Genomic DNA, 14,973 nt, shown 5'->3' with positions numbered 1-14,973 from the left:
AAGACATGACAAGCCAATTAACAATAGATCAAATGGTCCAGCTTGCCAAAAAAGCTAAAAATCAGCCAGTTAATACAAATATACCTAAAAAATTAACTGTAAATGAGATGGTTGCATTAGCAAAATCATCTAAGTCTAAAAGTAATTATCAGCCTTTTGACAACACCAAAGAAGCGCGCCAAAAACGTGAACAGGAAGCACTCAAGAAGCAAGGTCCAACCCAACCATGGGAATCTGTTTTGCTTAGTCTTGCTGATAAGGGCGCCCCGGTGGTTCAAGGCTTCTCATATGCAGGGGACAAAATTAGCAAGGGGATTAATAAGGTTGCAGGAACCAATCTACGCACCGATTCTTATGAGGGTGTCACCAGAGGGCTGAAAACAGCAAATAAAAACCATGAAACTGTACGTAAAGCAAATAACCAAGGTCCTGATTATTGGCGGATCGGAACAGATGTAGCAACAACAATTCCGCTATCCATGGCGAGTGGTGGTGTTGGTGTGCTTAAAGCTGGCACTCCACTTATGTCAAAAGCAGGTGCGGCATTCCTTGGTGAGAATGCAGCGCTTGGTGCTTTGCTTGGTGCAAGTGGTGTTCATGAGAATAATTCCGAACGTCTCAAGAGCATGAGAAATGGTGCTATTGGTGCTGCAGTTGGTGCCGGTGTTGCTAAGAAAGTCGGGGACGGCGTAGCCAAAGCAGTAAACATTAAAAACAATCGCATGGCTCCAGGTGTTAAGGAAGTTAATGATCTAGGGAAAAAGTTCAATGTTAAAACTACGGTGGGAGATGTAAGTAAAAACCAACTGGTGCAGAAAACCGAAGTTGCAATGGAGTCTATCCCTTTGGTTGGTACATCCAAGTTTAGACAAACTCAGCAAGCACAAGTGAAAGACTCAGCCGTTAAGGTGGTTGATGCGCTTAAAACTAAGCTGGATGATGTTGACTACAAGGCTATTCCAAAGATTCAAGCAGCAGCCAATGCGGGCGATAAGAATGCAATTCGCATCCTTGGCGTTGTAAATGGGGCTGGTGATGACACTGGTAAAATTTTGCAGGCAGCCGCAGAGATTAAAAACTGGCGTGGTCAGCGTATATCGTCACAAATGTATGACCGGGTGCAGAAACTAGCTGGTGACGGCGCTATTGCACCAAATAAGACGGTTCAAGCGATTGATAACATCATTGCTAATGATTCTAAAGTTATCCCTAATAATGAGCTACAAGGGGAATTGCTCAGCATTCGCAAAACGCTTGCTGATATGAATATCAAGAAAGACTTTAAGGAGATGCGCGCCGTACAATCCAGACTCGGTGAACTGGTCGATGAGTGGGGACGTCAAGGGAAAAGCACAACCGGGTTTACCAAAATTAGAACGGCCATTGATGATGACCTTTTAGATTTTGCGCAAAGCTCTGGAAATACAAAGCTATTCGGTGAGCTGAAGCAGGCCAATGCACTGTATAAGCAGTTGCAGGAAGGAAAGGATAAGGCATTTGCAAATGCACTACGCAGCGCTGAGCCCGATCAAATTTTCAATCAGTTCATGAAAGTTGGGAAAGGGGATAAAGCAGCGAATTTCTATCAGAATTTAGATCCAAAGGGTCAAGCAGCCTTGCGCTATCAGATGGCTGAAAACGCCTTTGAGAAAGCATGGGACCCAAACAAAGAGGTATTCAGCCCTGCTAAGTTTGCTCAAGAATTTGAGAGAATGAGAGTTCCTTATAGCAATATCTTCAAGGGTGGTGACAAAGCCCAGATGGATGGATTTGTTAAGTTAATGCGCCATGTTGAGAGAGCAGGCCAATATGCTGAAAATCCACCAACAGGAAACAGAGTAGTGAACATAGCCTTTGGTTTAGGTGCTGGCATGAATCCGGCACTTGCTGCCAAGGGTGCTGGAATTTCGGCTGTCGCAAAAGCATTGCTCACCACTGAACCAGGGAAACGAATTTTACTTGCTGCTAAGGACGTTCCGCCAAATTCTCCCCAGATGGCTAATCTGCTTATGCAGGCTCAAAAACTTGGGGCGGTTAGTGGTGCTACCGTTGGTGCAAAAACAGCAAAAGATTAATATTTATGCTATATATTCCCTTGCTTGGGCAGGGGAATATTATGAATAATTTAAAATTACACATCAAATTAAGTAAAGCTAACATAGTACAAGGCGCGTATCTTGATCCAGCTAAATACCACAATAAAGAAGGTCTGGAGCACATTCCCCCAAAGAGAAGGTTTCAGCTAAGCATCAAGGGGAGTGTTAAAAACTTACTGGCAGACAAAGATCTGATTATTTTTGATAATAATAAAGACGCTTTTACGAATATTCACCAGGAGAACACAGCAGATAGCATCATTGTAAACATTAACGTATTTGATAAAGACGATAATAATTTACTCGCAGATCCGTATGTAGATATTCACGATAAATCCCTATACATCGGTGACCTTAATTTTAGTTTTGAGCAGTTTGAATTTATTAAAAACATGGTCGATGACCAGTTTACCACCCTTGTCATTGAGCTGGTGAAGCATGTCACTGGTGATGAAATTCTTGAAAGTCGAGAGAGAAATAAGGGGCACGTCATAAGTCTTGACTATGATTTAGATAATTTGAACTACTCAACTGAGCGAAAAGAAGTAGATGGGGAAGATTTAAGGGTACTTCTCATTAAGCATGATCTGAATAGCGTAAAGGTTGGCTGTTTTTCTACCTCATCCTCAAAGCCCAAGTATGTGAAAAAAGGGGACTGGGTTGATGATGTGTGGTCCCTAGAAGACAGGCTTGAGCGAGAAGAGCCAAATAACGAAGTTACACTTCTTGATGAAATCGATAAAGAGAGAAATAATTTCCCAAAACACATATTTAATGAATTGAAAAAAATTAACTCATTGAACTATGTGCTGATTTTTTTGCTAATCATAGTAATCTTTAAGATATAAGCCATCGATCAAAGCACCTAATCCGCTACTAATTTCCAGTCCTATAAAAAGACGGATTTGTCTAATTAGACTGTGCCGATCTAATCATATCTAAAGCATCGACACGTTATCTATGTCATGTCGATGTTCTGCTACTTTATCGACACGTTACGCCTATCATGTCGATTTAATTTTCGGAGTCCATAAAAAAGGATTAAACCTGCATGGTGATAATGACCATACAGCCAATAAAAAGCTCCCCATATTTAGGGAGCTTCGATTAAAGCAATTGCAGCTCATCGGCTCGAATCTCGGTTATTTCCCGATCCGTTCCTTTACTGTCTTTCCACTTCCTTGTACGCAATGAGCCTTCGATATAAACCTTTCCGCCTTTCTTGAGGTACTTACTTGCAATCTCGGCTAATCGGTTGCTGGTGGCGATTCTGTGCCATTCTGTAGCCTCTTTGCGCTCTCCAGTGGTCTTGTCTTTCCAAAACTCGGTAGTTGCAACGCTGAATGTTGTAATGCTGCCACCGTTGGGAAACTGTTTAGTTTCAGGGTCGCGACCTAGAACACCCATCACTACCACTTTGTTTAAGTTCGCCATTCTTCACACCTATTATTTCTATTTCTCTGTAATTTATCTGCGATTTTGCGTTTTTCCCTTGTATGCCTTTCTCTGTGTGGCTTTCCGCATCGCATCACCCTTGCGATTCATATGCGATGTATGCGACATGAACAAGTAAAAATCGCACGTTCCGCATACGAATCGCATACCATTTGCGACATGGAGAACCCTACACCACAAGGGTTTCAGCCAAAAAACGCAAAATCGCAACTATTTCAGCAATGCCGGATTCAATTCAATGTAAGCGGATCGGTTAATGGTCACCAGTCGAACATAATTGAACTCGATTAACTCGTTTAAACAAGGGTCGAACTCCTTCGCTTTTCTTATTTGAAGTGGTGCGCCTTTCATTGCTATCGTTCTTTGCAACAGGTTGGTTTTTTCCTTTTTGCATTTGGTTAAGAGGTACTTAATCAGCTTCTCAGAATCACTCTCATCAGCAACCTCAATGTCCGAATACCTGAACCACTCAGACAATGAATGTCGAATGACGGCGCAAGCTGCCCGCATGGTTTCTAAATCAATTTCAGACCTGTTTTCAAAGTAAGCTAAGACCGCTCCTAAACGTCTGGCAAGTTCATTTGCACGACTGGCAAAAGGCTGCATAAATTCAAATTGTTTTCCGCTACCTTGTAAAATCTCACACTCATTGTAGAACTCAAGTTCCAGTAGCTCTGCTTCATTTGATAGCTGCATCACTGGAAAGTATGGAACTTCTCCAGAATCATTTAAAAGGACAGGTAGCTCGTCTTTTAAAATATCTCTACAGCGATTCCAAAATTTAGTTAATCGGGGGTCATTGTGTGAGTTTTTCAGCTTTTTTCTAAACTCAATCGTATGCGTCCTTTGTCCAGCAATACTCTCTGGAGCAGTTAAAATAAATCGAGGTAAAAAGCCCTGTCCTCTTAATGTCTGATCGTTTAAAGCCCCAGCCAATACCGCACGTTGTCCAAGTAAATTAAAGGTCAGGCGAACATCATAAGCCGTTCCATTGTCATCGGATGAAGCGCGGTTTCTCTGGCAATACCCATCGTCAAATAATTTAGTGAATGCACCTAATGCACTTTTAGCCGTGTCGCCCTTCATTGTGTGACCATCAAAGAATTGCCCAGCCTCATCACTACTTAACGAAGCATTTTTCACAATTCCTTTAATATAAAACTTGGTCAAGGTTTCGATGGTAATGTCGGAAAAAATACTGGTCGGATCGGTTGGTCTTGGATTATCTAAAGCCCATTGAGCAAACTCTTTTGATTCAATTGTTTTTGACTTTGTGTTCCAATCCTCCAGTGCCTTTTTGTACTCGTCATTTTTCTGGCGCTCATGTTCCCGGATAGGTATCTCAACTAACTTTTGACATGATGACTTGCGCCCACCGCTACCACCTTCAGTTAAGAAAAATAGAGAGGAAGGCATTCCTTCCTTGTTGGTTTCTCTAGGCGCATTCACCTTACTTTGTGCTAAAAATGAAATACTGGCTAACACGCATTGAGCTGCCATTGCTAAGGGAGCTTGAACATATTCAGCGGTGGCTAAAATTGCCTCTCTGACAACTTCAGGAAGTTCATTAATAGGGTAAGGTTTTGATTGAATTAAAGTGTCATTTCTCAGGCTTACTGGAGCTTGCCAGCTTCCAGAAGTATCTGCTTTCTTATCTGCAGGCATCTCCTCAACTTGAGGTTGTACAAATGAATCAGATTCAATTGATTTTATGATTTGCTGCTTTTTTTCAGTAAAAAACTGCTTAACCTGATTGGTTGAAAGTGTCTTAAAACTCTCATTTACCTGAACAAATAAATCCTGATTATGTTTGGATGGATTAAAGCCCACCATCATTCTAAGTATTGATTCCGGCATACCGTTGTTTATAATCTGATACGCTGCATCAATATCCTTATGAAGCACAATGGCCTCTCCAGCCTTCGCAAGTTGCACAAATAAATCTATATTGTCAGTACCCAATACATACGGCGTATATTTATTATTTGTGTTGCTTGCAAATACTCCATTTTTACCAATCGAAAAAGATACTTTTTTAGAGTCAATCTCTTTATAAGGTGTCCGAGTGGTGTCGTATTTTTTGGCAATACCTCTGATTCCATACCCGATGACTTCAGTCAATTGCTGAGGATTGACCAGGGGGAGCGCTTCACATTCTTCGCAGTTATATTCTGGCAATTCAGAAAAAATATAGCTCTCCGGCTTCACTTTAAAATTCTGCTCATCAATACAGCTTTGAGCAAAGTCTTTAAGAGAATGATATTCGGTTCGGGTGCCTGTCACTGGATCGGTGCTGACTGCAAAAGCAATTGCAGTTTTATCACAAGGGAGTTTTGCATTCATGCTGCACCCCCTTCCATAACAGCATAAACCGCAGTTTCTAATGATTCTTTTAATTGTCCAGCCACTAAGAACAGGCCGTGTATAGCTGCTGCTGTGTGGCCTTTAGCTAGATTAAAATCTGATAACTCATCAATAGTGACTACAATGCCATTCGCTAAGTCGATATAAGCGGAAATATATAATTTAGTTTTTACACTGGCACTTTCAATATCTTCTAAAGCACCATTCGCCAGCACTTCACACACACTGAGCATGGCCTTTGCTTTATCATCTGAAAGGTCGCACTGGTCGTAGCTAGTGTACAAGCGAAGCAATACGCTCTCTAGTGATTCAAGATAGACTTGAGCATCTTCTAAATGATTTGCTGCTGTTTTATTGATTTGATTAGGCATGATTAATGCGCTCCTGAGTTTGTAGGAGCCTTGCCAATTACGACCAAGTAATTTAGGTGGCAAAGCTGAAAGGGGTTGGTCGACCAGTAACTCAGGTGACTGGCAAGCGCGAACGCTTCCCCCTCCAGCTCCGCCATAACATGCGAACGCATAGAGATATTACGCATACAAAAAAAGCCCATTAAGCGGACTGTATGCGCTGAGTATTCATAGCCGACCAAAGCTAATTCATCATGTGGATGAACGCTATTAGCATAAGCGGAACGTCCATAGCTTGCAACAAGAAAAACAGCTATTGCCCAGGCTAAAAACAGTTTTAATATGTTTAGGGGTAGGTCTTTCATACTTCAAACTCCCCCCAATAAAGGCAATTTCAACTGAATCTTATCCATTAATTCCTGAATCTTCCTTCGAAGCTCGGGCTTAACTTTTTTCCCAAAGTACTGGAGGTCACGCCCAGCGTTACTCGCTCCATCTTCAGCGTACATATACTGCAAAGTGAATTGGTTTAACTGGTAATGAAGTGATTCTTCTTCATGGCTTAATTGCTGGGCCATTTCTTCATAAGCATTGATATACATCTCAATATATTGGTCATTTACACGACCTGAAGTTCGAGAAATAAGGAAGGTAAAGCCCTGTTGAGTGATTTCATACATCGGGCGTTTTTCACCTTTAGCATCGGTGTATTCAACCAGCTCAAAGTTGCGCTCGTTAAATTCTTTAGAGCATTTGAAGCCACGAATAGTACGAAGTACATTTTTATGATGTAAGCCAAAATCTTTAGAAAACTTTAAACTGGAGATAGTGAGTTTTTTATTCATGCTTGCCACTCCTTCAGTTCATATCGTGCATGAGTGCCAGTACCTGAACTGTTACGCTCGTTATGCGTTGTAATGTCATAGCCTTTAGTTTTTAAGCGGTAAATGGCTGCACTCAATCGAAAACATCCGTACTGCTCTAATGCTTCGATTGGTGAAATGGTTTTGCCTTGTTTAAGGTGGTTTAGAATTTGCTGTTCTTGGGTGTTATTCATGCTCAAGCCTCCAATCCTTTTGAAGCCATCCATGCTTCAACATCTTCAATGCGCCATGCGGTGATGCGCTCGGTTAGCTTGATCGGGGCAGGGAACTCGCCAGCACGCACCTTGTCCCATATGGTTGTTTCACCCATTGGAAGTAAGCCTTGACGCTCAGGACGTGCCTTGATGGTTCGAGTTGTTCCATCTTTGGTGGTGTACTTGCGTTCCTTGCGTGCAGCAGTAGTCGCAAGGCGCGACATGCGGTAAAAACCTTTTGGAGCAGTAGCTTGTTGTTGAGCAGACATAAAAAAACCTCTAACTGTGTGCCGTAGTGCAACGGCGTTAGAGGTAGTTTGTGGTTTGCAATAGCAGTTAGAAACTCGTGAGCTAGCACAATGGGTATCGCGCTAGCACAATGGGTATTTTGCTAGCACGATGGGTAATTATGTTTTGGTCTTATTTTTGGTTGGGCTATATTTATTCGATAGCCACTTTTCTATTGTTTTAGTTGATAAATTGAATTCATTAGCAAATTGCCTTGCACATGCCGCATAAGAGTGGAACAAGCCTTTCTCCCAGGCTTCATAAACAGCAATTCTTGGTTTATCATATTTTTCCGCTCGTGTTTGCCCCCCTTTACTCTGTCCTTGAGTGGCTTCCATTGCGGCTTCCTTTTTAGCTTTCTCTACTGCTTTGTCTATAAAGTGCTTAACTATTTTATTGGTGAGATGCGTTGCTGAAATTTTTTCTAGGTCTGATAAATAGTCGATTACATCAACAAGATAGTTATGATTATCTGGGCCAAAAACTAATCTGTGTAATGAGTTATTGCCCTTAGCAGCATCTTCTTGGCAGCAGTACTTATAAGCAGCATCTAAAGTATTTAGAGCGTAGAAGTGAACCAAAAAATCCGCAGATTGATTCTCTAGTGACCAATACTTAACATTATTTATAAAGTCTTTGATATAGCTATCAGCATGAGGCACACACTCCAGTTTTAAAATCTTTTCAAATACGTGCCTAGTTGTTTCACCGTCTTTAGCTTGTCTGGTAGAAAGGGTGCACACCCTATCAAATATTTTTCTAAAGAAATCGTAATGTTTCCCTTCCAGGGTTAGTGCTTCGCCTATCGATACGGTAGGAACCTTGAATAATTCACTCATGTTTTGTGCCTCCCACAGCACTCCCAAAAGCAGCCAGGTAAACAAGTTGGGTGCTTGCTTGTCGGATGCCTCCTATACCTGGCGATTCAATAATACTGAAAATTATGCGGTTTTAGTGTTCTGTTTGAATTGAATCAGATTTTCACCGACATCATTTGGCTTAAACTTCGATACGTCCCCACCTTGACGAAGGGTATCCAGATAATCTGACCATAGCTGCATCATTTCACGTCTACGGCGTAAAAACTTGGTTCGGTTATAAGCTGTACCATTCGGGTCTCTGACCTTGTGAGCAAGCTGATGTTCTACAATGTCTGTTCTGTATTCGATTTGTTCATCTAGCAGGGTTCGCGCCGTTGCACGGAATCCATGAGCTGTATGTTTCCCTTTAAAGCCTAATCGTTTTAATACTTGGGTAAGGGTATCTGTACTCATGCACTCAGATGAGGTTTTGACACTTGGGAAGACGTATTTTGAAGTGGTCCGCATGTCCTCAAGCTCTTTGAGAATGTCGTAAGCCTGAATTGATAATGGCACGATATGGTCTTGATTGGTTTTACTTGCTGCAAATGATAGGCATCTATTTTCAAAGTCTACCGATTCCCATAGTAAGGTTCTGATTTCTCCTGGGCGCTGATAAATATACGCTGATAGCTTTATTGCTAACTCAGTTCGGATCCGTGTACGTGGGAAGTCTTTGGTTAAGCGCCACGTTTTACGGAGTAGCTCAGCTAACTCTCTCTCATCCGTCACAGCATTGTGATTGCCCTTGATTGGTTGAGGTAGGCTAATGTCTGGAGCAGGATTGTAGGTGATGATTCGGCGCTTTAATGGAAGTTTAAGCACCATATTTATAATTGACTTCACACGTCTAGCAGATTCAAGCGCACCACGTTCTACAAGAGCATCGGTCACATCACGCTCCAGTTGCTCAGTGGTCAGTTGTGCTACTGGTAACTTGCCAATAAAGGGGAGGATATCTTTATCAAGTTTGCGTATTGTTTCACTGTCGACCTTTCCTTCACGTCTGCGCAGTTCTAACCATTCGTTAGCAAATTTACTAAAAGTATTCTCTATAGCTTCTAGCTGCTCACGTTTCTTATTATTGCGTTGCTCGGCTGGATCGATACCATCTGACAGCATCTTCTTAAATTCATCACGCTTGGACCTTGCCTGCTCAAGGCTGACCGTTGGGTAGGTGCCAATTGCCAAAGTGTTATATTTTTGTGTTATGGGTCTGCGGTAATCCATGCGCCAATACTTGGCTTCAGTTTCATCAATCAGTAAATACAGTCCACCGCCGTCAGGGTGTCTTTGCTTCTTTGCCCCATTTATATCAAAGCTAAGATTTTTGACCTCTTTAGCAGTCAGCTTATTAGACTGTTTTGCCATTTCGATTTCTCCTGGTTGTCGGTACAAAATCAGCGCTTTTGAAGAATAGTGGCCAAAATTTAGCTGATTTGAACTTATACCGACAAATATACCGACAAAGTTGTCGGTATACTACCGTTATTCATCGTGGTGCATCGGGCATAAAAAAAGACTCAATCCCTTTAGAATCAAGTCTTTTGCACTACGGTGAACTACCGTAAATATCGAATTTGGCGGTGAAAGAGGGATTCGAACCCTCGATACGCTATTAACGTATACACACTTTCCAGGCGTGCTCCTTCAGCCACTCGGACACTTCACCATTGCGCCGCGATGATAGCGAAAAAAAGCCCTTCTGCCAAGTTGAAACAATTGATTTAGAGCAAAAGTTTTTGCTCAATGATATGATTGCGAAAAAATAGTGTTCAAAACGAAGACGAAATATGCAAAGTACTGCACAAAAAGCCGCATTGCCCGCGATTACTCTGGCAGCATTAGGGGTTGTGTTTGGAGATATTGGAACCAGTCCACTCTATGCGCTGAAAGAATCATTCCATACAGTACATGGCTTGGGGATTAACCCTGAAAATGTATTGGGTATTTTGTCGATTATTTTTTGGACCATGACACTGGTCATTACCATTAAATATGTCGCCATTGTTATGCGTGCAGATAACAATGGTGAAGGCGGAATTATGGCGCTGTTGGCCCTAAATTTGCGTAATACAAATTTTAGTGATCAAAAAAAGTTACTGTTAATTGCGATTGGCTTTATTGGTGCTTCCCTGTTTTTTGGGGATGGCATCATTACCCCCGCAATTTCAGTGTTATCTGCAGTTGAAGGGCTTTCTATCGCTACAAATGTTTTAGACCCTTATATTATACCAATCGCCATTACGATTGTGACCATATTGTTCATCATGCAAAAGTATGGAACAGCCTTTGTGGGGAAGTTTTTTGGTCCAATAACTTTATTATGGTTTTTAGCACTGGGATTCTTGGGAATCTCTAGCATTATTCAGACTCCTGTAGTTTTGGGGATGTTTAGTCCACATTGGGCTTTCCAGTTTATTGTCACTCATCCCTTAATGACCTTCTTTATTATGGGCGCGGTCGTACTGACCGTGACAGGCGGGGAAGCCTTGTATGCCGATATGGGCCATTTTGGTCCTGTTCCTATTCGTTTGGCCTGGTTTTTTGTGGTGTTACCTTGTTTGTTAATTAACTATGCAGGTCAGGGGGCATTATTACTTCGCGATCCAAGTGCGATTCAAAATCCATTCTATTTATTGGTGCCTGAATGGGCTCTATACCCCATGATTTTCTTGGCAACGATGGCCGCGGTCATTGCCTCTCAAGCTGTTATTTCAGGGGTGTTCTCTTTAGCACGTCAAGCCATTCAATTGGGTTATTTACCACGACTGACCATTAAACACACCTCAGACTCAGAACAGGGACAAATCTATGTGCCTTTACTGAACTGGGTTTTACTGGCCTCTATTATTGTACTGATCTTGATTTTCCAAACCAGTTCACGCTTATCTCATGCTTATGGCCTGGCTGTGACCATGACCATGTTATGTGACACCTTACTGATTGCTGTGTTTATTCGTTACACATGGAAATGGAACCTACCGAAACTGATGCTGCTGATTACTCCATTCTTGGTATTGGACTTGGTATTGGTAAGCGCAACCTCACTCAAAGTATTCTCTGGGGGATGGGTTCCACTGTTGATTGGTGGAATTGCTTTCCTTCTATTAATGACATGGAAAGAAGGGCGTGAACTGACCTTCGCCAAGCTCCAGCAAGATACCTTACCTTTAGATATATTCGTGCAAAGTATCGATGAGCAAGCCAATTGGGTAGAAGGGGAAGCTATATTTCTCACGGGTACTCCCACCGTGGTGCCGCATGCCATGTTGCATAATATGAAGCACAATAAGGTCTTGCATCAGAAAAATATTATTTTGACGGTTAAAATTCAAGATGTTCCTTACGTCGCTGATCAGGATCGCTTCCAAGTAGAAATGATGAATCGGCATTTTTATCGGGTTGAACTGTTTTACGGTTTTAAAGATGAGATGAATATTCCGCAGGCACTCGAAGCAGTCTACCAATCGATTGAACTCGAATATAATTTGATGCAAATCAGCTTCTTTGTTTCGCGTGAACGAATTATTAGTACAGTGGGTGACGGTATGGCTTCTTGGCGTGAAAAGCTGTTTATTTCGATGCAGCGCAATACCAGTCCGGTGAGTGACTTTTATCGGATTCCTCCCAATCGTGTGGTTGAATTAGGTAGTCAAATCGAAATCTAAGTTTCAGATTGTGCAGACAATAAAAAACCAAGGTGGAAAATCCTTGGTTTTTTATTTGGAGGATGAAAGCCTGAAAAAGAGCGTGATTAGTTCTCTGTTACCTCTGTCATTGGTACTTCAGGAGAGACCTTTACCGGAGCATCGCTTACAGCAGCTTCTGGTGCTGCTTGTACTGCATCATCTGGCTGTGTCGCTTCAGGGGTGGCTGCAAAGGCTTCCTGGGTTGCAGTGGTCTCAACATGATTTGCTGGTGTGGCAGCCGCAGATTCATTGCTTAGTTCTGCTTGAGGCATATTTGCTGCATTGACTTGTGCATCAGCAGCAGATTGATTGACCGGCGCAGTTGCAATCTGTTGATCTGAACCTTGTTCCGCCTGTTGCGCAGCTAATTCGCTATTCGGTTGTATCTGATTTACATGGTCAGATACAGCCTGAGCTGTTTGCTCAATAGCGGATTCATTTGCTTGTGCGCTAGATGAATCAACTTGTGCTGCTGTATTTATCTCTGACATCTCTGAGCTTTGTGCCACAGTTGCATCTGAAGCTGAGCTGGCTTGTGCTGCGGTTTCAGAACCCGCTACATTCGACTTGGTAGCAACTTGACCTGCATCTACAATGCGGATTTGACCGCTAGCCACTAATTCTTCAATCGAACCTGCCTGACCATTTACTGCAGTGCTTACTTTGACTTTAGATAGACTTTCTAAGGTATCGCCCGGTTGAATGGCTGGTTCTGCGAATGCCGTTGCACTCATCATTCCTGTAACCAGACTTAAACCTAAAAGCTTAAAATGCATAAAATACTCCGTAGCAATCATTATTCAGATTTTTTGCGTATTTTTACCTTGTCATAAGCAGCATCGGTTTTTCAATCAAACATACGTAAAGCTCTTAAGACTGGTTAGAAAAGCTTTAGAAAATGAGACAGACTGTTACAACAACTGTGCTTTTGTTGAACAGTTTTAGGCTAATTGTTAAGCAAATAAAATTTGCTACATATACTTCATTTTAACTGCTTGTTAAGCTCGTGAAAAATGAGGGTTGGTCTCAAAATGGCAGTCAAGAAAGGTAAAACGGGTCAATCTGTAATGCAAATTTTAAAGCGGAATAGTTTAAAAATTATCTTGGGCGTAGTTGCAACCAGTAGTTTTGCAATTGCCTTTGGACAAGAAAGAATTCAACAGCTGATTTCATTGCCATCAGCCTCCAACTCGGCCTGTCTGGATCAGTTTTACCGCGATATTCCGCCGTATCTGGCCAAAAAAAGCCTGACTAAAAATGCCTTTCCGCTGTGCTTTAATGGCTTTAACGTGATGTATTCGGGGGTGTCGAAAACACCTTTATGGGTGGCAGAAGCCCTGACGCCACAACGCTTGAGCCATAAAATTCCACGTGAAGACAACTTCCATGAAGAAACACGTCTAAAGACAGAATATCGAGCGACCTTGGCAGACTATAAAGCTTCGGGCTATGACCGCGGACACATGGCACCCAATGCCGATATGCCGAATAAAGATGCGCAGTTTGACAGCTTCTCATTGGCCAATATGGTGCCGCAAGCTCCGAAGAATAATCAGCAGGTTTGGCGAGAGCTGGAAGAAGCGACTCGCGCGATCGTGACCAAGCAGAAGCAGGATGTCTATATTGTAACGGGACCGGTGTATTCAGCTAAAAAATTGAAGACAATTGGTAATGGGGTGATTGTTCCAACAGCGACCTATAAAGCCATCTATATCCCAAAAACAGGGGCAGCAGGGGTGTACTATGCCGACAATACCCTGAAAAATACTGCACCCAAAGTGCAGGTGATCAGTATCTGTGCTCTGGAAGATCTGACAGGAATTAATATTTTCCCCCAGTTAACCGAAGACCAGAAGCGCAATACTTACAATTTGCCACTAAAGGCAAGTGCAGTGAAAGCAACTCAGAAAATTGCCTATTCACATTGGGATGCAGAAAGCCAATGTGCCGAAGAAGTCAGTGCAGATGAGCTTAACGCTTTGCAGAAAAAGTTTAAATCTTCCTCTGCAAGTTCAGCAAATTTAATCCCTGCACAAGAGAATAATGGTAGTGCAGCAACGAACGGTCCAAATACTCAAGATGCGATTATTAAACAGTTGATTGAAGGGCTTTTGCAGTACATTTTACAGTTGTTGAAATAAGCCTTTTTTAGGTAGGATGAAAGTCGTCATCCTACCTTTTTAATAACAACAAAGATCAGTGAGAATACAATGTTCAAGCCTTTTGAAAATGGTACCGAATCGCATGCCATTCACGACCTTACCTTAGAAAATCAAGAAGACTGTGTCAGTATTTATGGCAATTTACAGCTGACCAAAGATCAGGCTGGGCTTCAGGCAGCGAAAGCCTTGCAGGCTTTTGTCAATGCTGTGGTCAGTGCTTTGGAAAATGAAGCTCATCTTCCGGAAAAAATTGACCGTCAGGATGAACAGGAAATTGAAAATCCATTTTTATAAGCAGCGCTTATGTTCCATGTGAAACATAAAAAAAGCTCACCGACGTGAGCTTTTTTATTCTTCAGGATGTTTGATATTAATCGTGAATTGCTGGTTGATTAATCATAACATGCTGAATAGATATGACATGCATCTGATGATTTGAAGGCAATTTTATACGTATTGTTGTTGTCGCCTGTTAGAACCCATTCAAAATGTCTATATTCTCACCAATAAAAATGTCTAGTTTATGATGGTTTTTATCACCATGGACTGGATATAAAATATAGATGCTGATCACTATGTCTGACAAAGAAATTCAACGTCTTGCAGTTCTGCAAGACGTTCGAGATCA

The 14,973-nt window shown here is 41.9% G+C and carries 14 protein-coding genes, 1 tRNA gene and 1 pseudogene; 5 read left to right on the top strand and 11 right to left on the bottom strand.

Translation table 11 applies throughout. From position 1 onward, the window contains the following. Positions 1-5: 5 nt before the first annotated feature. Both B9T38_RS09015 and B9T38_RS09010 read left to right on the top strand, forming a co-directional pair. Positions 6-2,075, top strand: coding sequence for a hypothetical protein (locus tag B9T38_RS09015; RefSeq protein ID WP_086196481.1), 2,070 nt, complete (start codon positions 6-8; stop codon positions 2,073-2,075). Positions 2,076-2,116: 41 nt separating this feature from the next. Continuing rightward, positions 2,117-2,944: a hypothetical protein gene (locus tag B9T38_RS09010; RefSeq protein WP_086196480.1), complete on the top strand. Its 828-nt coding sequence runs from the start codon at positions 2,117-2,119 to the stop codon at positions 2,942-2,944. Between the two features lie 259 nt (positions 2,945-3,203). Here the strand turns inward: B9T38_RS09010 and ssb are convergent, their stop codons facing one another. From ssb to B9T38_RS08960, 10 genes are all read right to left on the bottom strand, one after another. After that, positions 3,204-3,530, bottom strand: a complete 327-nt coding sequence (ssb, locus tag B9T38_RS09005) for a single-stranded DNA-binding protein (protein WP_086196479.1) — start codon at positions 3,528-3,530, stop codon at positions 3,204-3,206. Between the two features lie 231 nt (positions 3,531-3,761). Continuing rightward, on the bottom strand, positions 3,762-5,894 hold the full coding sequence (locus B9T38_RS09000; protein ID WP_086196478.1) for a DUF3987 domain-containing protein: 2,133 nt from the start codon (positions 5,892-5,894) through the stop codon (positions 3,762-3,764). Then, positions 5,891-6,286: a hypothetical protein gene (locus tag B9T38_RS08995; RefSeq protein ID WP_086196477.1), complete on the bottom strand. Its 396-nt coding sequence runs from the start codon at positions 6,284-6,286 to the stop codon at positions 5,891-5,893. The genes B9T38_RS09000 and B9T38_RS08995 overlap by 4 nt, the downstream gene beginning before the upstream one ends. Positions 6,287-6,288: 2 nt before the next feature. Continuing rightward, a complete protein-coding gene (locus B9T38_RS08990; protein ID WP_086196476.1) occupies positions 6,289-6,630 on the bottom strand; it encodes a hypothetical protein in 342 nt (113 codons plus the stop codon). A gap of 3 nt (positions 6,631-6,633) precedes the next feature. After that, a complete protein-coding gene (locus B9T38_RS08985; RefSeq protein WP_086196475.1) occupies positions 6,634-7,110 on the bottom strand; it encodes a Rha family transcriptional regulator in 477 nt (158 codons plus the stop codon). After that, complete coding sequence (locus B9T38_RS08980; RefSeq protein ID WP_086196474.1) at positions 7,107-7,322, bottom strand: helix-turn-helix domain-containing protein; 216 nt, start codon at positions 7,320-7,322, stop codon at positions 7,107-7,109. The genes B9T38_RS08985 and B9T38_RS08980 overlap by 4 nt, the downstream gene beginning before the upstream one ends. 2 nt (positions 7,323-7,324) lie before the next feature. Continuing rightward, the gene (locus B9T38_RS08975; protein ID WP_086196473.1) at positions 7,325-7,612 is read right to left on the bottom strand and encodes a helix-turn-helix transcriptional regulator; all 288 of its coding nucleotides are present in this window, start codon (positions 7,610-7,612) and stop codon (positions 7,325-7,327) included. A 138-nt stretch (positions 7,613-7,750) separates the two neighbouring features. Beyond that, on the bottom strand, positions 7,751-8,470 hold the full coding sequence (locus tag B9T38_RS08970; RefSeq protein ID WP_143222680.1) for a hypothetical protein: 720 nt from the start codon (positions 8,468-8,470) through the stop codon (positions 7,751-7,753). Between the two features lie 102 nt (positions 8,471-8,572). Then, positions 8,573-9,862 carry a tyrosine-type recombinase/integrase gene (locus tag B9T38_RS08965; protein ID WP_086196471.1) on the bottom strand — a complete coding sequence of 430 codons (1,290 nt, stop codon included), beginning with the start codon at positions 9,860-9,862 and terminating at the stop codon, positions 8,573-8,575. A 210-nt stretch (positions 9,863-10,072) separates the two neighbouring features. Continuing rightward, positions 10,073-10,163: transfer RNA gene (locus tag B9T38_RS08960), tRNA-Ser, on the bottom strand. A gap of 121 nt (positions 10,164-10,284) precedes the next feature. Here B9T38_RS08960 and B9T38_RS08955 point away from each other — a divergent pair. Continuing rightward, positions 10,285-12,162 carry a potassium transporter Kup gene (locus B9T38_RS08955; RefSeq protein ID WP_086196470.1) on the top strand — a complete coding sequence of 626 codons (1,878 nt, stop codon included), beginning with the start codon at positions 10,285-10,287 and terminating at the stop codon, positions 12,160-12,162. A 682-nt stretch (positions 12,163-12,844) separates the two neighbouring features. Here the strand turns inward: B9T38_RS08955 and B9T38_RS17200 are convergent. Next, a pseudogene (locus B9T38_RS17200) lies at positions 12,845-12,959 on the bottom strand (hypothetical protein); the annotation flags it as partial. Positions 12,960-13,214: 255 nt separating this feature from the next. Between B9T38_RS17200 and B9T38_RS08945 the strand changes: the two are divergent. Then, positions 13,215-14,324 (top strand): DNA/RNA non-specific endonuclease, encoded by a 1,110-nt coding sequence (locus tag B9T38_RS08945; RefSeq protein ID WP_086196468.1) that lies wholly within the window; start codon positions 13,215-13,217, stop codon positions 14,322-14,324. Positions 14,325-14,393: 69 nt separating this feature from the next. Continuing rightward, positions 14,394-14,639 carry a hypothetical protein gene (locus B9T38_RS08940; RefSeq protein WP_086196467.1) on the top strand — a complete coding sequence of 82 codons (246 nt, stop codon included), beginning with the start codon at positions 14,394-14,396 and terminating at the stop codon, positions 14,637-14,639. The last annotated feature ends 334 nt before the right edge of the window (positions 14,640-14,973 follow it).

The organism is Acinetobacter sp. ANC 4218 (assembly GCF_002135245.1).
In the GTDB taxonomy this organism is placed as follows: domain Bacteria; phylum Pseudomonadota; class Gammaproteobacteria; order Pseudomonadales; family Moraxellaceae; genus Acinetobacter.
The sequence above is the reverse complement of the archived record's forward strand: the minus strand, read 5'-3'. Positions and strand labels throughout refer to the sequence as shown.